Below are 21,947 nucleotides of genomic sequence, written 5' to 3' on the forward strand. Positions count from 1 at the left end.
ACATTCAATTTTATGGCTTTGTGAGGATGACATTCACATTGGTCATTGATCTGCTACAATATCGCAAATTTTATGTCTTGATCGAATCTGATCATTTGCGCTGCGTGTCTGCAGTAGGTATTTTTGAATGAGCTTTAAAGAAGAATTGGCGGCGCAGGTCGCACAGCGACGTACGTTCGCAATTATTTCCCACCCCGATGCGGGTAAAACCACCATGACAGAAAAATTGCTGTTGTGGGGTCAAGCGATTCAGATTGCTGGGATGGTCAAAAGCCGTAAGTCAGACCGTGCTGCCACCTCGGATTGGATGGAAATGGAAAAAGAGCGTGGGATTTCGATTACCACCTCTGTGATGCAGTTCCCCTATAAAAATCACATGATTAACCTGCTCGACACCCCTGGGCATGAAGACTTTTCCGAAGATACGTATCGTACTTTGACCGCAGTCGACTCAGCGCTCATGGTGATTGATGGTGCAAAAGGGGTCGAGGACCGCACCATTAAATTGATGGAAGTGTGTCGTATGCGTGACACCCCAATCATTTCTTTTGTCAACAAAATGGACCGTGAAATTCGTGAGCCTTTAGAGCTTTTGAATGAAATTGAAAACGTTCTTAAAATCAGCTGTGTACCCTTAACGTGGCCTTTAGGGACAGGGCGTGATTTCGCTGGTGTGTACAATTTAATAGAAGAAAAATTTTACGTGTACAAAGCCGGTTTTGGGTCAACCATTACAGACATTGAAGTTCGTGATGGTTATGACTATCCAGATTTGCGTGAAAAAGTCGGTGACTTGGCTTGGAAAGCATTTGAAGAATCGCTTGAATTGGTACAAATGGCGAATGAGCCACTTGACCGTGAAGCATTCTTGGCAGGTCGTCAAACACCTGTGTTGTTTGGTACAGCACTTGGTAACTTTGGTGTAGACCATGTGCTAAATGCATTTAGCACTTATGCGCCGGCCCCTAAAGCACATCCAACCGCAGCGCGTATCGTGGAAGCGGCTGAAGAAGGTTTCACAGGTTTTGTCTTTAAGATTCAAGCCAATATGGATCCGAAACACCGTGACCGTATTGCGTTCATGCGCATTTGTTCAGGTCGCTATGAAAAAGGCTTGAAAATGAAGCATGTACGTCTAGATAAAGATGTACGTATCAGTGATGCTTTAACGTTTTTGGCAGGCGACCGTCAGCATTTAGAAGAAGCATGGCCGGGCGATATCATTGGTTTGCATAACCACGGGACCATTCAGATTGGCGATACCTTTACTTCAGGTGAAAAACTTCAATTTACCGGTATTCCGCACTTTGCACCTGAAATGTTCCGTCGCGTTCGCTTAAAAGATCCATTGAAATCAAAACAGCTCCAAAAAGGTCTGAAAGAACTTTCTGAAGAAGGCGCAACACAGGTCTTTATGCCACAAAATAGCAACGACCTGATTGTGGGCGCTGTGGGTGTGCTACAGTTTGAAGTGGTGGCATACCGTTTAAAAGAAGAATACAAAGTAGATTGTGTTTATGAGCCTATCAGTATCAATACGGTTCGTTGGGTTTCTTGTGATGATGAGAAAAAGTTCAATGAATTTAAGAAAAAGGCACATGATCAGCTGTCTTTAGATGGCGGTGGGCATTTGACTTATCTTGCACCGAGCCGTGTTAATTTACAGCTCATGCAAGAGCGCTACCCAGACATTAACTTCCGTGCGACGCGTGAACATTAATTTAAGCCTTAACCTATAGGCATAACAAAAACAGCTTCTTGATGAGGCTGTTTTTGTATCCATCTCAGTCCAAGATAAGTGTTAATATTTACTCAGAACATTCAATGTATTGGTAAGAGGAACTTTGGTCATGCAGCGCTATACCCTGAAAATGCTCATTGTGGGAACATGTGCATTGAGCCTGATGGCGTGTGACACAAAAACAGAAAAAAACAAAGAGCCTGAAAAAGTAGAAAAGGTGATAAAGGTAGAAAACCCGGATGTATTGCCATTTTTAAACATACAGGAAGGTAAAGCCAAATACGCCGTACCCTTTTGTGAAAAGAAAAACTGTATCGAGATGGATATTCAGACCATTCAAACGCAAGACGCATGGATGAATCAATGGATTGGGGAAAATCAGTCGCAAGTCATTCAAGATCAAATTGGTCTCAAACAAGCCATGACTTTGCAACAAGCCGTTGATGCTTATGTTAAACAGTCAGATCAGTGGCAACAGGAATTTATTAAAAACAAAGCCTACGAGCTACATTTGAGTACGCGTATTGCCGCACAGCGTAACCAGTTTGTATTATTACAAGTCATTGTGAATTCAAAACAAGCGGAAGTAACGGTGAAAGATCGTGGTTACTTCTTTGTGGCAGATCGTCAAGCGCAGAAAAAACTGGGCATATTGGATATCTTGCAACCCAGTCAACAAAATGCAATGAATGAGATTGTACAGACCCAATATACAGCGTGGTTAAAAGAACAAACCGCTGAAGTGAAAAAGACTGCACCGAAAAAGCTGTATTGGGGGCAAAATGATTGGTTCTTTGATGGGGAAGGCATTGGGATTCATTACCGTGCCAGTGAAATTGTCAAAGATGGCAAACAACTGGATCTGTATTTAACCAAAGCACAGACCCAAATGATGCTCAAACCCGAAATATTCCAAAAAATGTTTTAAAGCAAAATTGAGTGATTGCAGACATCTTGAAATGCCTGCGAAACCGATACAAATGAAAGTTGAGCATTGAAACTCAAAGCGTTAGGCTCAATTCACCAATAACTGCAACATGCTGTGAAAGGTTTGTGTAATGTCAAAAAAACAAAATATCTGGGCTTTAACCTTACTTGCTTCTGCACTGACACTGAGTGCATGTCAGCCAAAAGTTGAAAAGAAAGAAGAGCCTGTAGTCGATCAAACGAGTACATCTGAGGTTCAACCTGCCATTCTTCGTTTAGAAGGCAAGACTGAAAAGGTGCCTGTTGTTTTGGCTGAATGTGAGGGTAATAGCTGTCCTGAAATATCCATTGACCGCTTACAAACCAATCAATTTGTTTTAGATGGACTGATTGATCAAGCCATTTTGAAGCATTTAAAATCGCTACTTGAAAATACCGATCAAACGCCAAACCAAACGTCAAATCAAGCGCAAAAGCAAAACCAAAGTGATACCACAGCAAACACAGCCAAAGTCGATACAGAAGCATCTGCTAGCGATGTGGCTGAAGTGAAAACAGCAGCGCAGTTGTTGAGTGATCAAGTACAGCCTTATGTAAATCGCTTTTTGGCTTTAGATACTGAGCTAAAAAATTTAGGTGCAGGGCATCAAATTAGTCTGAGTATTAGCCCTAAAATTTTAAATTCTGAAGGTGCGCTTGCAACAGTGGTACTCAACACCAGTAGTTATTTGGGCGGCGCACATGGTGCTTCATCTCAGACCTATTTTAACTTTGATTTGAAGTCTCAAAAACAGGTTGAGCTTGACCATATTTTATTGCCCAAGCAAAAAGCACAGCTTAATACGCTTGCGCATCAGGCCTTTAAAGCATGGGTACTTGAATCTAAGCTTGCAGAAAGTGTCGAAGAATATGAGCAAGCTTGGAAATTTAATTTAACTCAAAATTTTTACCTAGGTAAACAAGGTCTTATTTTACAATATGCTGAATATGAAATTGGTCCTTATATCGTGGGCTTACCGCGTTTAACCATTCCTTATGATCAGTTGGCTTCAATTCTGAAACCTGAATATTTACCTGAAACAGTGAAGGATGCTGCATCAGCATCTGAAACCTCAGTTCAGCCAAAAGTCTAAGTAGCATGCCAGTTCCCGCATTATTTGATACTCATACGCATTTTGATGTGTCTGACTTTGATCATGATCGTGAACAATTGGCCTATCATGCCAAGCAGGTCGGTGTCGAAGCGTTGGTGCTGATTGGCTTTTTGCAACAGCGCTTTAAGACTTTGCTTGCAACACATCATTTTATTAATGGATTAAGCGTTGCACCCAAAAGCTATTTGGCACCGGGACTGCATCCTTTTTATATTGAGCAGCATCAGTCCTTAGATCTGCTTGATTTAGAGGAGATTTTGAAGACCGAAGAGTGTGTGGCAATCGGTGAAATTGGACTCGATACTTTCATAAAAGCCCACAAAGAGTATGCGATTTTTCAAAAGCAAAAAGATTTTTTTTCAGCGCAAATTGAATTGGCGCAGCAATTTAATTTACCTATTTTATTGCATATTCGAAAATCTCATGCTGAGGTTTTGGCTTTACTCAAACAGCATCAGTTTAAACAAGGGGGCATCGCACATGCCTTTAGTGGGGGTGTGGAAGAAGCGAAAGCCTTTGTAAAATTGGGCTTTAAAATTGGTATTACGGGACAGATTACCAACCCGAATGCCAAAAGACTGCACCAAGTGGTGCAGGCTATCGGTCTTGAGCATTTGGTTTTAGAAACGGATTGTCCAGATATGACACCGCTTTGCTGTCAAAGTTCAACGGAGCATCGAACTCGAAATACGCCTGTAAATCTGCCTTATGTGCTTGATGGTCTGGCTGAGAGTTTGAATATCGATAAAATAAAATTAGCAGATCAGCTTTGGCAAAACTCATTATCAGCATTACATCTTAAAAATGCTTGATCTGAATGACATTTAAAATTGAATAATAATCTAAAAATTACAATTTAAAAATTATAAAAATGGCCTGTCAAAATTTAACCAATCCATAACATTCAAATCATTAAATAAGCATACATTAAAGTAGTACTCATTCATTCGCTTAATAATAAATTATACCCAGCCGGAGGATTTACCTATGGCAAAGTACAGTCAGTTGAATGGCTTTAATACGTTAAAGACCCTCAAAACATCCATCCATCACTATCAGATTTACAGCTTAAAAGAAGCCCAAAATCAACTCGGTGATCTTTCTAAACTTCCAAAATCACTGAAAGTGTTATTAGAAAATTTACTGCGTTTTGAGGATGACCTGACCGTCAAGACCGATCATATTCAGGCGTTGGTGGATTGGCAAAAGACCCGAACTTCAGATCAGGAAATTCAATATCGACCCGCTCGCGTGTTGATGCAGGATTTTACAGGTGTGCCAGCCGTTGTTGATTTAGCAGCAATGCGAGCAGCCGTTGAAAAAGCAGGCGGTGATCCTGAACGAATTAATCCTTTATCACCAGTCGATTTGGTCATTGACCATTCAGTGATGGTCGATCATTTTGCGACAAATCACGCCTTTGCAGAAAATGTTGAAATTGAAATGCAACGTAATGGAGAGCGCTATCAATTTCTACGTTGGGGGCAATCCGCCTTTGATAACTTTCGGGTTGTACCACCCGGTACAGGGATTTGTCATCAGGTCAATTTAGAATATTTGGCGCAAGGCGTTTGGCTGGGAGAAAGTGGGGGTGAGACCTTTGCCTTTCCAGATACCTTAGTTGGAACTGATTCCCATACCACCATGATCAATGGCTTAGGTGTTCTCGGTTGGGGTGTCGGTGGGATTGAAGCAGAAGCAGCGATGCTAGGGCAACCCATTTCGATGCTCATTCCAGAAGTGATTGGTTTTAAACTGACTGGACAATTACAACAAGGCATTACGGCAACTGACTTGGTTTTAAATATCACGCAAATGCTCAGACAAAAAGGCGTGGTGGGTAAATTCGTGGAATTTTATGGAGATGGTTTGGCATCGCTACCACTAGCAGATCGGGCAACCATAGCCAATATGGCACCTGAATATGGCGCAACCTGTGGCTTTTTCCCCATCGATGAAATCACTTTAGGATATTTAAGATTGACTGGACGTGATCCAGAACGTATCGAATTGGTTGAAGCCTATTGTAAAGAACAAGGTTTATGGCGTTATGCAGGTGATGAACCTGTTTTTACAGATACCTTAAGTTTAGATATGGGTACAGTCAGAGCCAGTGTGGCAGGACCAAAACGTCCACAAGATCGAGTCGCATTGCCTGATGTAGCCAAAACCTTTCAAGCGTTGATGGATCTAAATTTAAAACCTGCAAAATCAGATCAAGAGCGATTGATTAATGAGGGGGGTGCAGGTTCTGCAGTCGATGCAAAACAAGCCGCGATTCAAAACAATGAGCCACATTGTGTGATTGATGGAAAGCGTTATCCATTGGTGCATGGTGATGTGGTGATTTCAGCGATTACTTCATGTACCAATACCTCTAATCCAACGGTGATGCTCACCGCAGGTCTACTGGCTAAAAAAGCAGTGGAAAAAGGCTTACAACGTAAACCTTGGGTGAAAAGTTCATTAGCACCGGGTTCAAAAGTGGTCACGGATTATTTAAATGCAGCGGGACTAACGCCGTATTTAGATCAGTTGGGCTATAACTTGGTGGGTTATGGCTGTACGACGTGTATCGGGAATTCAGGGCCTTTGCCACAGCCTGTCGAAGATGCGATTCAATGTTATGATTTAAATGTTGCTTCAGTTTTATCGGGCAATCGTAATTTTGAAGGACGTGTTCATCCATTGGTCAAAACCAATTGGTTGGCTTCACCGCCTTTGGTCATTGCCTTTGGTTTGGTTGGGTCAATTCGGGTCGATATTAGTTCTGAACCACTGGGAACAGATCCGAATGGTCATCCTGTGTATTTAAGTGACATTTGGCCAACACCTGATGAAATCAAAAATGCGTTGCAGAATGTTAAAACAGAAATGTTTGAACATGAATATGCCGCAGTCTTTGATGGTGATGAAAAATGGCAGTCTATTCAGATTCCGCAAAGCCAAACTTATGAATGGGCGCCTGATTCAACTTATATTCGTCATCCACCATTTTTTGAGAATATCGATCAACCTGAAAAGCCGATTCGTGATATCGAAGATGCACGTATTTTAGCGATTTTAGGCGATTCGGTGACAACAGACCATATTTCACCAGCAGGGAATATTAAAGCCAATAGCCCAGCAGGACGTTATCTTCAAGAACAGGGTGTGCAACCGGTCGATTTTAATTCTTATGGTTCACGTCGTGGCAATCATGAGGTGATGATGCGAGGAACATTCGCCAATATCCGCATTAAAAATGAAATGCTCAATGGTGAAGAAGGTGGGGAAACCCTCCATATTCCAAGCGGTGAAAAGATGTCGATTTATGATGCTTCGATGCGTTATCAATATGAACATACGCCTTTGATAATCATTGCAGGTAAGGAATATGGAACGGGTTCGTCACGAGATTGGGCGGCGAAAGGAACCAATCTTTTGGGCATTAAAGCAGTCATTGCGGAAAGCTTTGAGCGGATTCATCGTTCCAATTTGGTGGGGATGGGGGTATTGCCGTTGCAATTTGTAGATGCTCAAACACGTGAAACCTTGAAGCTCGATGGTCATGAAATTTTATCTATTCATGGCTTATCGGATGATATTCGACCGCATCAGACACTAGATGTGGAGGTGAAACGAGCAGATGGTGTAATAGATCGTTTCAAAGTGTTATGCCGTATTGATACTTTGAACGAAGTCGAATACTTTAGAGCAGGTGGTATTTTGCACTTTGTATTGCGAAATCTCATCGCATCTTAAAAAATTCTCAGTTCTCCAAGCCCTGCATACTCTGTGGGGCTTTTTTTCAGATAGCATGATCAGATAGAATCAATTGAATAAAATCTAAAACATGCAGAAATTAGAATGAAAATCTCTCAGATGTTGCTGTGGTCATCTTTATGTATACCAGCTTTGGCATCAGCGCAAACGATCAGCTTTCAAAAACAGGAAATGACGAAACAAAAGACAACGGTTTTATGTGATTTAATTCCAGAACAATGTCGTAATAAACCGACTTGGACTTTGTATAAAACAGCCCAACAGGCAAATCAATACTATTTAATGTCCAATCTAAAACTTTATCAACTTGAACAAAACAAGCAAAGCTATAAAATTTTAAATCAATGGGATTTTTCTCAATATACGCCACAGAAAGTCAGCACGAATTGGACGACTGAATATATAAATACACCTTCAGAGCAAAAGTTTTTATATCCTGCATTATTCAAAATGTCAGAAAAAACCTATGCTATTGCATTCATCCAGAGCTTTCATGAAAGCTATTCTGGGGGTGGAATGAATGAAGAAGTCGCAGATTTTTTTGAATTGATTCCACAGCAAAAACCTAAATTGATGTTTCAAAATATTCCATTTTCGGTGTATCGGATGATTCGAGCATGTTTTTCTGAACAAGATTATCAAAAGAGTGGTGATGAGCGTTGTCACGATGAAGAAAATTTAGTGCTGAATATTGGTTATCTCAAACCTTATACTTGGCAAATGCAATATCACTATTCTAGCGTTTTATCTCCAGCTTCAGATCAGCAAGCTATGGATGTCCGTAAGAATTTTATATTGAAAAAAGGCAAACAGGAGATGATTCAGATTCCAAAATCTTGGAGCGCAGATTAATCATCATTTACCGATCGAATTTGATAAAATAGCGCTAATTTTTTTGATATTTGATTTAAGCAATGACCGAACTTCTCCAAGATGATGAATATGACCGCCGTTTTGCAGGTGTAGCTAAAATTTATGGGGAAGATTCGTTTAATCACTATGAAAAAAGCCATGTGATGGTGATTGGGATTGGTGGTGTCGGATCATGGGCAGTTGAAGCGTTGGCACGTTCGGGAATCGGCGAATTAACGCTTGTTGATATGGATGTGGTTGCAGCATCGAATATTAATCGTCAATTGCCTGCGATGACCTCCACACTCGGATTTGAGAAAATCGAAGTGATGGCAGAGCGTTGCCGTTCGATCAATCCGCGTATCAAAATCAATTTAATTGACGATTATCTCACGCCTGAAAATATACAAGAGCTGTTGGAAAATACACCTGATCTGATTCTAGACTGCATTGATGATGTTAAAGCTAAACTTGCGCTCATGCTGCATTGCCGATTTAACAAGATTCCTTTGATTGTCTCAGGTGGGGCGGGCGGTAAACTCGACCCGCTTAAAATCCGTGTCGCGGATTTGTCTAAAACTGAACAAGACCCAATGCTGGCAAAACTTCGTACACAATTACGTAGCAAAGGCATTTGTAAAAAGCCCAAAGAAAAGTTTGGGATTACCTGTGTGTATTCGATTGATAATCCATTTTCCAGTAGCGATGTTTGTCCAAGTGCAGGACTGCGCTGTGGCGGCTATGGTTCAGCGGTTGTGGTGACTTCTAGTTTTGCGATGGTGGCAGTATCTGAGGTTTTAAAAAAATTGGATATGAAAAAAGCCAAGTCTGCATAAAAATGCAATTCGAAAAAAAACCCCATTATTGGGGGCTTTTTTCTATTGGTTTTAAAATTTAAATTTCAGTTTGATGTACTTTAAGCTCATTTTCTGTGAGTTCATTTGCTTTCAAATAGTCTTCAGTCCGTTGCATCGCATCTTTAATATTAGCAATTGCATTTTCAACATCAGCAAAAGTTTTAGCATTACCACCACTCAGTGCCTGACGCCATTTACGTGCACCAGGTAAGTTTTGAAATAAACCTAAAATATGACGCGTGATAATGGAGAGAGGCGCACCTTCTTGCATACGTTTCGCAATATACGGCATCATTTGATCCATAATATCAAAACGATTGGGCATTTCTAAATTCCAAAGTTGTCCCAACTCAGCCAATAGGTAAGGGTTGTGATATGCCTCACGACCAATCATTACGCCATCAACATGCTTTAAATGTACTTGGGTTTCAGCAAAGGTTTTAATGCCACCATTAATCTCAATCAATAGATTCGGACGGTCTTGTTTTAGACGATACACATCTTCATAACGTAAGGGTGGCACATCACGGTTTTCTTTAGGAGATAACCCTTGAAGTAAGGCAATACGAGCATGAACGATAAAGTGATTACAACTGGTTTTGGCAACGGTGTCGACAAAGTGCAGCATCTCTTCATAAGACTGCATGTCATCAATCCCAATGCGATGCTTCACAGTCACTGGAATATCAACCGCATTACGCATCTCTGCAATACATTCTGCGACTAAATCAGGCTCTGCCATGAGGCATGCGCCAATTTTATTATTCTGTACTCGGTCACTTGGACAACCGACATTGAGATTGACTTCATCATAGCCCCAGTCTTGAGCCATTTTGGTACAGGTCGCGAGGTCTTTTGGGTTTGAACCGCCCAGTTGAAGCACAATCGGATGTTCTTCATTGTTGTAATCTAAATGACGTTCTGCACCACCGTGAATAATAGCTCCAGTCGTCACCATTTCGGTATACATCATCACATTCGGATTAAACAGACGAGCAAAAAAACGATAGTCGCGCGTGGTCCAATCCATCATGGGTGCGACAGAAATCCTTTTAACTGGTTTATTTAATTTATCTTTTTGATTTAAAAAAAGATTTTCAGAAGCACTCATTATTTGTAATACCTTGAAATTGGTGATTATTTGATCTTATTGACACATATTCTCGCATTTGGTGCACCATATTTGCACCTTGAGACTATGTTTGGGAGAGGGTGCAAATTTATATCAATATGCTTAGCAAAGCAATTTTAGATTTGCTGGTTATAAGCAATACGTAAATTAATTAGATCAAGGTGGAATTAGTTTAAAGATAAGAAAATTTTTATAAAGATTGATATGTGCTGATAAGGATTACGATTTAAAATTGTTAAGAGATAAAATCGAAAACACCCAAACCAAAGCAAATATTCCTAAGAAGTGTAGTTCTAAATCCAGCAATAAACATGTGGATTGATATATATAAATCAGATACTGAGTATAAAATACATTTGCAAGGTTGAAACATTTCAGAGGTATTGCAACACGTTACGATAAGCTAAAGCAGAACTACGAAAACTCAGTTGCTTTATCCTGTATTTTTATTTGGCTGCCCTTGTGAAATGTCAAAAGACCCTAGTTAAAATTAAAATGTATTGAGCATGAATTTATCTTGGGTAGACGGTTGCGACTTACATAAACCAAAAGTTTTGTAGCGTAATAAAATCATTTCTGCCCAATTGCGATGTGTAGCAGGTTCTAACATTGAACCGTGGCTTTTAAATACACTTTTAGCATCTTGCGATAAAATTTGCTGAGCGTCTTGAAACTCTTCTGCATTAATCTTAAAAGCGTTATGAATATATTCAACTTGTGATGGATGAATAGCCGTTTTGGTGTAAATCCCGTTATTCATATCTTGTTCCAACTCATTCATAAGCAATTGGGTGTGATCAATATGTTCGCATACAGGTGAACTGAGTTGAAAGCCAGCAGGGATAAACAGTCCTGCCAACTGTGAAATCAATATACCGACAGGGGTTTGATAGATTGTTGTGTTTTTTGGACGACGTAGATGTAAACACGATAAAAGATCGTTGCCACCAATTCTCAGACACAATGTTTTATGGAAGTCATACTTGAGTGCTTGATTCAATTCACTGTTATGCCCCATATCAAAAATTTCTTTGGTTTCAAGTGTAGGCATCAGATTGATATTGGCGGGTAAAACGTCCATCCAAGGCTTTAAGTCGTGTAAGGTAAACTTAGGTAAAATCATACCGGTATAGCTGTGATTTAAATCCCAATCGACAATGTGTTTTGCCATTTCAATATTTCGGGGGCGTATAAACATCGCAGGCGCTTTAAAGTTAGGTTGTTCTAAACGTTTTTGTAATAAAATTTTTAGATTGACCATTGCGGTTTGTACATCTCTTTCGTGTACAGCATCCTCTAAACAAACAGCAATAGATTTAAGTATTGGAAACTTAATTCCTTCAGTAACTTCCCATAAATGCTCATGGGTTGCAGGAATGTACATGGTGGCACCAAGTTCAATTGCATGTTGCAGTTGCTTCATTTAATTCTTCTCTACTTTTTTTATTAGCGTCACTGCATGATAGGGACCTAATTTCGCACCTAAAATATCTACAGGAATATTCTGTTCTTGGGCAAAATGTAACAGTAATTGCACATGAGGATTGGCTGAATCACCAATCAAGATCTTTTCCGGCACGCGTCTAAGCACTGCGCGCGTAGCTTCTGCGATACTGGGTTTAATGAGATTAATATTTTGAATTCTATAAGTGTTCGAAATCCAAGCAATTGTATCTAGACAGTTTTTTTGTTGCACAAGACGAATTTGATTATTCCAATCGGCCACATCTGTACATGGGTTCAAATCAATAATCTTTAAAATTTTCTCTATAAAAACCACCGAAATATCATGTGGACGTAAATGTTGGTATACCAAACAGCTGTGCCAATTTTGAGGGTCATCGCAATTTTTTATGGCTAAATCATGATCAATGTCATCTTTTAAAATCGTACGAGAAGTTAAGCCTGAGATGACAGAGCCTAAAATACCAAAAGGAATAAGCCAGTCCTCGCAGCTGGCACTTAACCAAGAATAACCCCCTAAATCCGCTAAAGTCACAAGACGAGGAATATCCCAACCGGGATCGAACAATGCTAGATAATCGCTTAAGTTTTGGGTGAGTTCTCTGCAAATCGCCCCTTTACCCGTCCAGCCATCCACAAAAACAATATTTTCCGCCCCATGTTGATCAATAATCGCATGTAAGGCAGCAAAGTCGATCCCGCGATCACGAATGATACTAATTCCATAATGGAAACAACGATGATTCTTTCCAATATAGTGTTTCAGTAATACACCTAAAGGCACACCTGCACGCACCAAACTGACCAGTACGATAGGCTGATTACCAAATCGGCTAAGCAGCGAATTGCCAATTTTCTGAACATCGCGGGCTAAGCGCTCAGCACCTTGATCAAAGGCATAATCAAAGTATTGCATCTGCTCTTTTGAAGGCGGATGCTCGACACTAATCATTTGGGAGTAATGTTTTTTTCCAGATTGAATCAAATATTCTTTTTCTACCAATGATGTCGGCTCAATTTCATTCACATTCAGTAAAAAAGTCACATCTTGTGGTCGATATGAACCATGAATACCTAAGGAGTCAAGGTGGGATGCAGCCGAAGCATGTTTATCCATGACCTAAATATCCTTTTGATTGATGATCTTGGATTAAACTTTGCGCTAAAAATTTATCTAATTGGCTATTTTTCGGCATCCCAAACCAATCGCAACACGCCAAGAAACCTGCATCAGACAAGCTGTCTCCCCAACCTAAGATGGCACGTTCACGTTTGGGATCATATTTGTTGATAAAAAATTCGACGGCTTTTTGTTTAGACACAAATTTTGGAATAATCGCCAAATTATTTCCATTGATGTGGACGTAACAATGTTCAAGCACTTCAGCGGGTAAGTTATCGACAATTTTAGATAAAAATAACGGTTCGGGGTCGTTCTGTTTGGCAACAGTATAAATTTTCCCGCCATTTTCTTCGACTGTCCAAGTACGGATCGATCCAAAAGGTTTTGCATAATCGAGTAGGGCATTAGGCAGATCATGGAGTAGGCTCTCTAAGTCTGCTGTGGCTTGTTGCTGTAGAACCAGCCAGTCTTGATCAACTTCTTTATTGGCCCCTAAAATGGTTCCACCATGTGAGCAGACTGCACCATGCTGAAAAGGAATATGTACACGTTCTAAGGCTTCCACTGAGCGAGCTGTCACTGGAATCACTTCAGCTGATTCGAGCAACCAATTCACGAATATTTGCTGTTTTGGTAGCATATAAGAGAGGGGTTCGCCCGCTTTATCTGTGGTCGCAATTTTATGTAATGGTGTAGGTTTACTTTTACGATTCGTTTGAAAAAGTGTGTCATCTAAGTCAACAAAAATTAACGGCTTAGCATTCATAACTAATAATTTCCAAGTTTTTTATTTGTTCAAAAAGGAGAGGGTCAACGCTATCTTTTGCTGTTTCTATCACTAAAAAGACACGATCAAATTGTTGATGATTTACGTTATATGCATAGTTGTTAATATTGAGGCCATAATTGTCTTTAAATAAACAAATACTTTCAATGGCATGCCCTTGCATAATCGGAGAGCGGGTGGTCGAGCTAAAATAGACGTCAACCCCTTGTTGCTCTAATTGTTCCGCTATCAGAAAAGGAATCCAACTGAACTCACCTGAACCTAAGACTAAAACTTTTTCATGGGCTTGAATCGGATCAATCAGCGACCAAGGCAAGCAGTTTAGAAAAGTGGGTTCGCGCCCCCAGTCATTCGGTGCAATAATTTTTTGGCTTTGTTGCAAAGTGGAGCTGACATCTGGCATGTGAACCGAAATATTTTTATTGTTTTCTTGCCATTGCCAGTGACCTTGCAACAATGAAACGACTTCAACAGGTATACCTAAATCATCAGTGACCAAATGCTGTTCAGACCAGTCCACCAAGCTGACTAAAATAATCCGTTCAACCTGTTCCAGCCCTGATTTTTTAAGGCTGAGAATTAAATTTCTAAAGGTTTTTCCTGTCGAAATTTCATCATCCACTAAAATAAGTGTTTTTGAATTAAGCAAATGTTGATGTTTGCTTGCATCATGACTGGATAAGATAAATTGATCTTGTGCGTGACTATGTTCTTCTAAGAACAAGCCCAATACCGGTAAATCTTCAACGGGATGCCGCGTCGTGGTTAAAAAAATGGCATTTTCCTGAAAATCTTTTTTCAGTTCGCGATATACCCCAGCACCTAAACCAACTGCAGTTTCGGCCATACCCATCACACTGATCGGATAGGGAAGATCCTTGGGAATAAGTGCAGTAAGGTCTTGATAGCTTTTTTGCATGACTGAAGGTGCAACAGGAATATGTTTACCTAAGACTTTAGAAACAAATAAAAAAGCGCGTTTAGGATTAATTCTCTCAGCAAAGCTGAGTAAGTCATCCAATGTCCACTCTGGATGGTGACGATTTACAGTGACGCTAATACGGCCACGACTTAAATCAGTATGTTTAATCAATGTGAAGAATCCATTTTTATGCTTTGTATAGTGGTCAGTACTTGAATAATATTCGTCGGGTTGGGTTGTTCTAAATTCAATGATAATTTTTCAGCAATCAATTCGGCAATCAGATTAATGCCCGTGTGCTGTGTATAAGCAAAACCACCTGCGGGGCGTGGATTAATTTCTAAAATGTGCCAAACCCCTTGATCATCTTGCTTGAATTGAATATTGATCAGTCCATCACATTGGAAATGTTCGACTAAAATTTCACAGATGGGATGACAAGGATGCTCGAGATAGCATTCTTGATAAAACTGAAATTTAATTCGAGTCACCAATGCTAAAATTTTACCCTTACTACACGCAATATCTACAGAACACTCTTGCCCTTGTAGAAAAGGCATAATCAGATACTCAATAGGCGGCTCTAATTGCGCATACGCGTCTATAAACTGTTGGGTATTACATACAGTAGCGGTTTGAAACTTTTGAAAATATGAAACGTCATCGCGCAATTGTACAAAACCCTCACCGTATACGCCGTAAACAGGTTTTGCGCAGATCGCACTATATTGATTCTGGTATTGATGAATGCTTTGTTTTAATTCATTAACCTGAGTGACTTTTAACGCGGGAATGTTGGGTAAATTTAAGGATTCACAAATCTGTCCAAATAAAAATTTATTATTTATATTGTCATGTGAGTCTGCATTCATCGCACCAGTCACGATCTGAATGTGATGACGCCTAAAGTCTTCACGGCATTGTTCAATAAAGTGACTGTGCTTACCACAGAAAAGAAGGTCAATAGAATGTGCTTGGCACTGCTCTAATAACCATTGTGCACTATCTTCAACTCGAGGTTGTTCAAAAAAATGGTCAGCGCATATTTTCAGTTCAGGGCGCTGTTGGCTGTGAGAGCAAAAAATGGTCAGACATGGAGATAAATTTGAGTTTTTTAGTAATTGAATAATATCGTTTTGACAAGAATAACTTTCAGCAATCCAAATATTGTAGTTCGATTTCACAGTGAATTTAATCTCTAATTTCTTTATTAAAAGTGATGAATTTATACAACCATTCTACACACCAAGCGTTAATTTTTATGTTATAAATTAGATAATTTTTAAAAAACAGCATATTCAAAGCGTTTAATAAAACACGGGTGATCGCTGTGTAGCTTAAGGAACGAGCTTAAAACAGGCGAGCATTAAACAAGTCATTTTAATCGTTTAAGTATTTATATATTCACGTGTTTAGTTTTCTTTGGATATTATAAAATTTTAAGAGGATCGTATGGAACTGATTGCAGGTGGGAACATTGCTTTGGCGTCTGAAGAGGTGGAAATCTTCATAAAAACCAGCATTCCTCATCAGATAGAAGTTGATTGCACTGCCTATCTTCTGGCAGAAAGTACGCAAAAAGTGCGCGGCGATCAGGACATGATTTTCTATGGGCAAACTCATACCCACAATCAAAGTGTAGTGCTCACACAGTCTGATTCAAATGATCCCTATTTGACTAAATTTAAGATCAATACGGCGCGTATAGATCCACAAATTCAAAAAGTCATGTTGTGTGCAACCATCAGTGAACCGCATAATTTTAGTCGCATTTCTCCTCTTCAGATTGAGCTTATATCGGGTAATCAAAGCATTGCGAACGCATTGATTCAGACGCAGTCTAAAACAGAAAAAGCATTAATTTTGGCAGAAGTGTATAAGCATAATGACAAATGGAAGTTTAGATTTATCGATCAAGGCTTTAATGGTGGACTCAAACCTTTAGCAGAGAATTTTGGGGTGGTCATTGAGCAAAATACATCGAATACTTCACCAACACCAACACCAACACCAACACCAACACCAACACCAACACCAACACCAACACCAACACCAACACCAACACCAACACCAACACCGAAACAGTCAAATATCAATTTATCCAAAATCAAATTAGATAAGAATAATTCGACTATTAATCTAAGTAAGAAAGGCACAGCTTTCGGCAAGATTTCAGTCAATCTAAACTGGAATAAATCGGCACCTAAATCACAGTCATTTTTTCAAAAACTCACCCGTTCCAATTCAATCGATCTCGATTTGGGAGCAATGGTTCAACTCAAAGATGGGCGGATTGATTTGATTCAACCTTTGGGCAACAGATTCGGAGATTTTGAACGACCACCTTATATGAAATTAGATGCAGATGACCGTACAGGTGCATCAGTGAACGGAGAAAACTTACATATCAATGGCCGTCACTGGGAGCAAATTGATCGTATTGTAATTTATACCTATATTTATGAAGGTGCAGCAGAGTGGGCTGCGACAGATGGTGTAGTGACGATTCGAATTCCTGATCAACCTGAAATCGAAGTGCGTCTCACGGAAGGCAATCATCTCAATACCTGTGCCATTATCGAGCTCAAAAATATAAATGGTACGATTCAAGCCAATCGCGAAGTACGCTATTTTGAAGGTCAGAAAAACTTAGATGATTTTTATGGTTTTGGTTTTCGCTGGACCAAAGGTTCAAAAAATTGATGATTTGAATCTAAATGATTCAAACCTAAATGATATTAACAACCATGTATTTAAAAAAACTGAGTTTAACAGGCTAGCCTTTAAAGGCTAAGTATTTAAAGGCTAAACAGTCAAAAGGCTCCACAGTGTAAACCAAGCTATTTTATTCAACAGAGGAAAAACCATGGCAATTTCATTAAGTAAAGGTGGTAATTTATCTTTGAGCAAAACTGACCCATCCCTGAATCAGGTCTTGATTGGTTTAGGTTGGGACACTCGTGCAACCGATGGCGCAGACTTTGACTTAGATGCCTCTGCATTTCTATTGGGCGCAAATGATAAAGTTCGCGGAGAAACGGATTTTATTTTTTATAACCAAACTCGTTCCCCAGAAGGTTCAGTAGAACATATGGGTGATAACCGTACGGGTGAAGGGGATGGTGATGATGAAACAGTTAAAATTGATCTGGCAAAAGTACCTGCTGAAATTCAAAAAATTGCGATTACAGTGACGATTCACGATGCTATCAGTCGTAAACAAAATTTTGGTCAAGTCCAAAATGCTTTCATCCGTGTTGTTAATAATCAGACACAGGTTGAATTGGTACGTTTTGACTTAAATGAAGATTATTCAACTGAAACAGCCATGATTTTTGGCGAATTGTATCGTCATAACAATGAATGGAAATTTAGAGCTGTGGGTCAAGGCTATAACGGTGGATTAAGTGCGATGTGTCAGCAATACGGCATCAATATTTAAAGCATAATTTAATCATAACAGCAGGTGAACTTGTGCTGCGTAAGGTCGAAAAGCTGAATCAATCACGACCCAAAACTGATGAAGAAGCGAACAAATCGCGCAACATACAGTTGAAAAAGCCAATTTCGATCTTATATAGATATAGATAAAGACAAGTACAGTTTGGCATGTGGATGACTGATCGCTTGGATTTCATATGCAATGCCTCACGATCATGTCAGTTTGATGATAGCGCTGCGAATGCTCATAGATTTAATTTTTACAGCAATAAGCAATAATTTTTAATTTTTATAAATCAAAGTGTATAAGGAAACAAAGAAATGGCGATTAATTTATCAAAAGGCGGAAACATTAACCTGTCTAAAACAGCCCCAACCATGAACAAAGTCGATTTAGGTTTAGGGTGGAATCCACGGGCTACGGATGGTAAAGCATTCGATTTGGATGCCGTTGCATTTTTAACGGGTGAAGATGGCAAAGTGCGTTTAGATGGTGAGTTTATTTTCTTTAACCAGAAAGTTTCACCTTGTGGTTCAGTGACTCATAATGGTGATAACCGTACTGGCGATGGCGATGGCGATGATGAAACCATTTCAGTAGATTTGTCTAAAGTTCCTCAAGAAGTGGCTAAAATTGTATTTGCTGTGACCATTCATGAAGGTCAGCAAAATGGTCAAAACTTTGGTATGGTCGATCGAGCGTATATCCGTGTGATTAACCAAGATGCCAATGCTGAAGAATTGGCGCGTTTTGATTTGTCTGAAGATGGTAGTACTGAAGTCGCAATGATTTTTGGTGAGTTGTATCGTCACAATGGCGAATGGAAATTCAAAGCGGTCGGTCAAGGTTTCAATGGCGGATTAGGTGCTTTAGCCGCAAGTTATGGTGTTGCTGTTTAATCATAGTGGTCTAAATCATAAAAGTACTAAAAGATGCGTCTTTTAGTACTTGAAAGCAATCAGAATCAAATGACTCTTCATCCGATTGTTTTCAAGTACTCTCATTGAGCATAATCATGCAGCTTGTTTCTGGACAAAAAATAGCACTCAATCAACTCATTCAAAATGATACAAAATTTGAACTGGTTGTTCAGTGGTGTGCTGATTTTGAGGTCGACATTTCAAGCTTTGGCTTGGGTCAACATGAGCGGCTTTATCACGATGATTATATGACTTTTTATAATCAACCTCAGACCCCTCAAGGTGAAATACAACTCAGCTTCGAGCAAAAACATTCATCTTCAAATCGTGCTATTTTTCATTTCGACTTAAGTCAAATTGATCCCAATCAAACGCCAAGATTTGTCATCTGCGCAACAGCTGCAGATGCACATTCGACTATGCGCGACCTGCAAAGTTGCCAAATTGATTTGCAGTCATCAGCTCAGGTATTTGCAACGTATGCATTGAATACCTCAAGTTTGCTGCAAGAAAAAGCATTGATGCTGGTCGAGATTTATTTTAAGAATCATGCTTGGCGTATGGCAGCGATTGGTCAAGGTTTTAACGGTGGATTGCAAGCGCTGGTTGAACATTTTGGTGGAGATGTCGCAGAACCTGCTCCACCTTCATCTGTGATACCGCCCATTCAAGCAGCCAAGACAATCCCTTCTGTTTCAGCAGCAGGCACGTCAGGCGTCGATTTAAAGAAAAAAATAGTACTGGATAAAATTCAACAATCAGCACCGCATCTGATTGAGCTGACTAAAAAATCTTTGCTGAGTTTAGAAAAAAATAATCTGCTTAACGTTAAAGCAAGAGTGGCTTTGATTTTAGATTATTCAGGCTCCATGAATAAACAATACCAGAATGGCGATGTACAACGCATTTTGGATCGGATTATGCCACTTGCAGTCAATTTCGATGATGACGGTTGTTTTGAGTGTTGGGCTTTTGCTGAAAAGGCGCTCAGACTGAGCGATGTGAGCTTAAAAAATTTAAATCATTATATTGAGACTGAAAGTGGCGGGCATAAATATTGGAAAGCGGGTGCACGTGTTAACAATGAGCCTGCTGTTCTAGAGCGTGTACTGACCTATTTTACTCAAGAAAGTTGTTCAGATTTACCTGTCTATGTGGTGTTTATTTCAGACGGTGGTGTCTCCGAAGCACGAAAGATTAAAAAGATTTTGCAAGAAGCATCGGTACACCCGTTATTTTGGCAATTTGTCGGTGTGGGTGGAAAGAATTACGGTGTACTTGAAAAGTTAGATCATATGGACGGCAGGGTGGTCGATAACTGTAATTTTTTTGCAGTCGATCAGATTGATAGTCTATCCGAAGCTGAATTATATGACCTGTTACTGCAAGAATTTCCACAGTGGCTAAGTGCCGCTAAAGATAAAAATATCTTAAGAGGATAAATTGTAAATATGGCTGATTTTACACTGGTCGGTAGTCCAGAACCTTTTTTACATGTCAGCATGCAGCAAGGTGAAGCAATTTATTGTGAATCGAATGCGATGGTCATGTCTGAACAGAATCTTGAAGTCGGTGGTAAATTACGTGGCAGAATTTTTCAAGCCTTCATGCGTAAATTTACCTCGGGGGAATCTTTATTCCAACAGCAAATTAAAGCAGTCAAGGGGGCGGGAGAGTGTCTATTATCACCCAATTTGGATGGTGATATGCAGATTCTTGAGGTGGGTCAACGACAGTATATTTTATCTGATGGCTCTTTCGTCGCTGCCACAGAACACACCATGATTAAAGCCAAAGTCCAAAGCAACATTGGCGGTGCATTGTTTGGGGGTACGGGAGGTTTTGTGGTCATGGAAACCAGTGGACAGGGCCAAGTGTGTATTTCAGGCAGTGGCACATTACTTGAACTCGAGATTACACCAGAGCAAGGCGAAGTCACCATTGATAACGGACATGTTGCGGCATGGGATGCATCCTTAAATTACAATATTGGCATGCCAAGTTCAGGCAGCGGCTTTGTAGGCAATATTATGAACAGCTTGACCAGTGGCGAAGGATTAGTCATTAAGTTTCGTGGGCAGGGTAAAGTTATTGTCTGTTCACGCAATCGCGCGAGTTATTTACAGTGGTTAGCGACAGCTTTAGGTCGTGGAAATTCAAATTCAAACTGAGGGAAATTAATAATGGGCATTAGCTTAGTAAAAGGTCAAAAAATTTCTTTAGAGAAAAGTGATGGTTCATCTTTAACGAAAATATTTATTGGCGCAGGTTGGGATGTCGCAAAAAAAGGCGGCCTTTTTGGCATGTTTAGTGGGGGAGATTCGATCGATCTTGATAGCTCAGCCATTATGTTTGATGAGAACAACAAACCTTTAGACAGTATTTGGTTTGGTCAATTACAGAGTCGTGATGGCAGTATCAAACACTCTGGTGACAATCGTACTGGGGACGGTGATGGTGATGATGAGGTCATTCACGTAGACCTGACGCAAGTTCCGAGCCAAGTCAAATCAATTGTATTTACCATCAGCAGTTTCCGTGGTCAGACTTTTGAAAAAGTCGAAAATGCGTACTGCCGTGTGGTTGATACCACCACCAATATTGAAATTGCAAAGTACAATCTTTCAGCGCAAGGGAATTATACCGCTTTAATTATTGCGAAAGTTTATCGCCATAATGGTGCGTGGAAAATGTCAGCACTGGGTGAAACATGTAACGGTAAAACTATTCAGGATATGGTTCCTTCTATTTTACCGATTTTATAAAGTGGTTTAAGTTCGTTACAGTTGCTAGATGAAGGCAATAAAAAGGTTTATCTAGCTTTTGCTAAACGTACATCATAGATCTACTTTCATCAGTAG

General features: G+C 39.8%; 19 protein-coding genes and 1 pseudogene. 14 read left to right on the forward strand and 6 right to left on the reverse strand.

The features are described from left to right. The first annotated feature begins 127 nt into the window (after positions 1-127). From AMD27_RS02460 to AMD27_RS02490, 7 genes are all read left to right on the forward strand, one after another. Positions 128-1,720: a peptide chain release factor 3 gene (locus tag AMD27_RS02460; RefSeq protein ID WP_067655876.1), complete on the forward strand. Its 1,593-nt coding sequence runs from the start codon at positions 128-130 to the stop codon at positions 1,718-1,720. Between the two features lie 130 nt (positions 1,721-1,850). Continuing rightward, on the forward strand, positions 1,851-2,669 hold the full coding sequence (locus tag AMD27_RS02465; protein ID WP_067655879.1) for a hypothetical protein: 819 nt from the start codon (positions 1,851-1,853) through the stop codon (positions 2,667-2,669). Positions 2,670-2,799: 130 nt separating this feature from the next. Then, complete coding sequence (locus AMD27_RS02470) at positions 2,800-3,801, forward strand: RsiV family protein (protein WP_067655881.1); 1,002 nt, start codon at positions 2,800-2,802, stop codon at positions 3,799-3,801. Between the two features lie 5 nt (positions 3,802-3,806). Then, on the forward strand, positions 3,807-4,634 hold the full coding sequence (locus tag AMD27_RS02475) for a TatD family hydrolase (RefSeq protein ID WP_067655884.1): 828 nt from the start codon (positions 3,807-3,809) through the stop codon (positions 4,632-4,634). 175 nt (positions 4,635-4,809) lie between these two features. Next, positions 4,810-7,566, forward strand: a complete 2,757-nt coding sequence (gene acnA, locus AMD27_RS02480) for an aconitate hydratase AcnA (RefSeq protein WP_067655887.1) — start codon at positions 4,810-4,812, stop codon at positions 7,564-7,566. Between the two features lie 105 nt (positions 7,567-7,671). Next, complete coding sequence (locus AMD27_RS02485; RefSeq protein WP_067655890.1) at positions 7,672-8,439, forward strand: hypothetical protein; 768 nt, start codon at positions 7,672-7,674, stop codon at positions 8,437-8,439. A gap of 62 nt (positions 8,440-8,501) precedes the next feature. Next, positions 8,502-9,275: a ThiF family adenylyltransferase gene (locus AMD27_RS02490; protein ID WP_067655893.1), complete on the forward strand. Its 774-nt coding sequence runs from the start codon at positions 8,502-8,504 to the stop codon at positions 9,273-9,275. 58 nt (positions 9,276-9,333) lie between these two features. Here AMD27_RS02490 and dusA read toward each other — a convergent pair whose 3' ends face one another. Then, positions 9,334-10,407: a tRNA dihydrouridine(20/20a) synthase DusA gene (gene dusA / locus AMD27_RS02495; protein WP_067655896.1), complete on the reverse strand. Its 1,074-nt coding sequence runs from the start codon at positions 10,405-10,407 to the stop codon at positions 9,334-9,336. Between the two features lie 217 nt (positions 10,408-10,624). Here dusA and AMD27_RS18985 point away from each other — a divergent pair. Beyond that, positions 10,625-10,894: pseudogene (locus tag AMD27_RS18985) on the forward strand (IS5/IS1182 family transposase); the annotation flags it as partial. 24 nt (positions 10,895-10,918) lie between these two features. Here the strand turns inward: AMD27_RS18985 and AMD27_RS02500 are convergent. From AMD27_RS02500 to AMD27_RS02520, 5 genes are read right to left on the reverse strand one after another with little or no spacing between them, the layout of a single operon-like run. After that, a complete protein-coding gene (locus AMD27_RS02500; RefSeq protein WP_067655900.1) occupies positions 10,919-11,851 on the reverse strand; it encodes an HpcH/HpaI aldolase/citrate lyase family protein in 933 nt (310 codons plus the stop codon). Further along, positions 11,852-13,009, reverse strand: coding sequence for a cysteine protease StiP domain-containing protein (locus AMD27_RS02505; RefSeq protein ID WP_067655903.1), 1,158 nt, complete (start codon positions 13,007-13,009; stop codon positions 11,852-11,854). It abuts the gene before it with no gap. Further along, complete coding sequence (locus AMD27_RS02510) at positions 13,002-13,781, reverse strand: hypothetical protein (protein ID WP_067655906.1); 780 nt, start codon at positions 13,779-13,781, stop codon at positions 13,002-13,004. The genes AMD27_RS02505 and AMD27_RS02510 overlap by 8 nt, the downstream gene beginning before the upstream one ends. Next, positions 13,771-14,895: a phosphoribosyltransferase domain-containing protein gene (locus tag AMD27_RS02515; protein ID WP_228140693.1), complete on the reverse strand. Its 1,125-nt coding sequence runs from the start codon at positions 14,893-14,895 to the stop codon at positions 13,771-13,773. The genes AMD27_RS02510 and AMD27_RS02515 overlap by 11 nt, the downstream gene beginning before the upstream one ends. Beyond that, on the reverse strand, positions 14,892-15,908 hold the full coding sequence (locus tag AMD27_RS02520; RefSeq protein ID WP_067655909.1) for an ATP-grasp domain-containing protein: 1,017 nt from the start codon (positions 15,906-15,908) through the stop codon (positions 14,892-14,894). The genes AMD27_RS02515 and AMD27_RS02520 overlap by 4 nt, the downstream gene beginning before the upstream one ends. 268 nt (positions 15,909-16,176) lie before the next feature. On the opposite strand from AMD27_RS02520, the gene AMD27_RS02525 reads away from it, so the two are divergent. The 6 genes from AMD27_RS02525 to AMD27_RS02550 all read left to right on the forward strand — a co-directional run bounded on the left by AMD27_RS02525 (position 16,177) and on the right by AMD27_RS02550 (position 21,851). Further along, positions 16,177-17,427 carry a TerD family protein gene (locus AMD27_RS02525; RefSeq protein ID WP_067655912.1) on the forward strand — a complete coding sequence of 417 codons (1,251 nt, stop codon included), beginning with the start codon at positions 16,177-16,179 and terminating at the stop codon, positions 17,425-17,427. A 163-nt stretch (positions 17,428-17,590) separates the two neighbouring features. Further along, the gene (locus AMD27_RS02530) at positions 17,591-18,166 is read left to right on the forward strand and encodes a TerD family protein (protein ID WP_067655914.1); all 576 of its coding nucleotides are present in this window, start codon (positions 17,591-17,593) and stop codon (positions 18,164-18,166) included. Positions 18,167-18,486: 320 nt separating this feature from the next. Next, positions 18,487-19,065 (forward strand): TerD family protein, encoded by a 579-nt coding sequence (locus AMD27_RS02535; RefSeq protein WP_067655917.1) that lies wholly within the window; start codon positions 18,487-18,489, stop codon positions 19,063-19,065. Positions 19,066-19,181: 116 nt separating this feature from the next. Continuing rightward, a complete protein-coding gene (locus tag AMD27_RS02540; protein WP_067655920.1) occupies positions 19,182-20,528 on the forward strand; it encodes a vWA domain-containing protein in 1,347 nt (448 codons plus the stop codon). A gap of 9 nt (positions 20,529-20,537) precedes the next feature. Continuing rightward, the gene (locus AMD27_RS02545) at positions 20,538-21,257 is read left to right on the forward strand and encodes a TIGR00266 family protein (protein WP_067655923.1); all 720 of its coding nucleotides are present in this window, start codon (positions 20,538-20,540) and stop codon (positions 21,255-21,257) included. A gap of 12 nt (positions 21,258-21,269) precedes the next feature. Then, positions 21,270-21,851, forward strand: a complete 582-nt coding sequence (locus AMD27_RS02550) for a TerD family protein (protein WP_067655926.1) — start codon at positions 21,270-21,272, stop codon at positions 21,849-21,851. Positions 21,852-21,947 lie beyond the last annotated feature (96 nt).

Source organism: Acinetobacter sp. TGL-Y2, assembly GCF_001612555.1.
Classification (GTDB): domain Bacteria; phylum Pseudomonadota; class Gammaproteobacteria; order Pseudomonadales; family Moraxellaceae; genus Acinetobacter.

Coding starts and splice junctions, on each gene's coding strand:
- AMD27_RS02460 (WP_067655876.1), top strand. CDS start 128: ATGAGCTTTAAAGAAGAATTGGCGGCGCAGGTCGCACAGCGACGTACG.
- AMD27_RS02465 (WP_067655879.1), top strand. CDS start 1,851: ATGCAGCGCTATACCCTGAAAATGCTCATTGTGGGAACATGTGCATTG.
- AMD27_RS02470 (WP_067655881.1), top strand. CDS start 2,800: ATGTCAAAAAAACAAAATATCTGGGCTTTAACCTTACTTGCTTCTGCA.
- AMD27_RS02475 (WP_067655884.1), top strand. CDS start 3,807: ATGCCAGTTCCCGCATTATTTGATACTCATACGCATTTTGATGTGTCT.
- acnA (WP_067655887.1), top strand. CDS start 4,810: ATGGCAAAGTACAGTCAGTTGAATGGCTTTAATACGTTAAAGACCCTC.
- AMD27_RS02485 (WP_067655890.1), top strand. CDS start 7,672: ATGAAAATCTCTCAGATGTTGCTGTGGTCATCTTTATGTATACCAGCT.
- AMD27_RS02490 (WP_067655893.1), top strand. CDS start 8,502: ATGACCGAACTTCTCCAAGATGATGAATATGACCGCCGTTTTGCAGGT.
- dusA (WP_067655896.1), bottom strand. CDS start 10,407: ATGAGTGCTTCTGAAAATCTTTTTTTAAATCAAAAAGATAAATTAAAT.
- AMD27_RS02500 (WP_067655900.1), bottom strand. CDS start 11,851: ATGAAGCAACTGCAACATGCAATTGAACTTGGTGCCACCATGTACATT.
- AMD27_RS02505 (WP_067655903.1), bottom strand. CDS start 13,009: ATGGATAAACATGCTTCGGCTGCATCCCACCTTGACTCCTTAGGTATT.
- AMD27_RS02510 (WP_067655906.1), bottom strand. CDS start 13,781: ATGAATGCTAAGCCGTTAATTTTTGTTGACTTAGATGACACACTTTTT.
- AMD27_RS02525 (WP_067655912.1), top strand. CDS start 16,177: ATGGAACTGATTGCAGGTGGGAACATTGCTTTGGCGTCTGAAGAGGTG.
- AMD27_RS02530 (WP_067655914.1), top strand. CDS start 17,591: ATGGCAATTTCATTAAGTAAAGGTGGTAATTTATCTTTGAGCAAAACT.
- AMD27_RS02535 (WP_067655917.1), top strand. CDS start 18,487: ATGGCGATTAATTTATCAAAAGGCGGAAACATTAACCTGTCTAAAACA.
- AMD27_RS02540 (WP_067655920.1), top strand. CDS start 19,182: ATGCAGCTTGTTTCTGGACAAAAAATAGCACTCAATCAACTCATTCAA.
- AMD27_RS02545 (WP_067655923.1), top strand. CDS start 20,538: ATGGCTGATTTTACACTGGTCGGTAGTCCAGAACCTTTTTTACATGTC.
- AMD27_RS02550 (WP_067655926.1), top strand. CDS start 21,270: ATGGGCATTAGCTTAGTAAAAGGTCAAAAAATTTCTTTAGAGAAAAGT.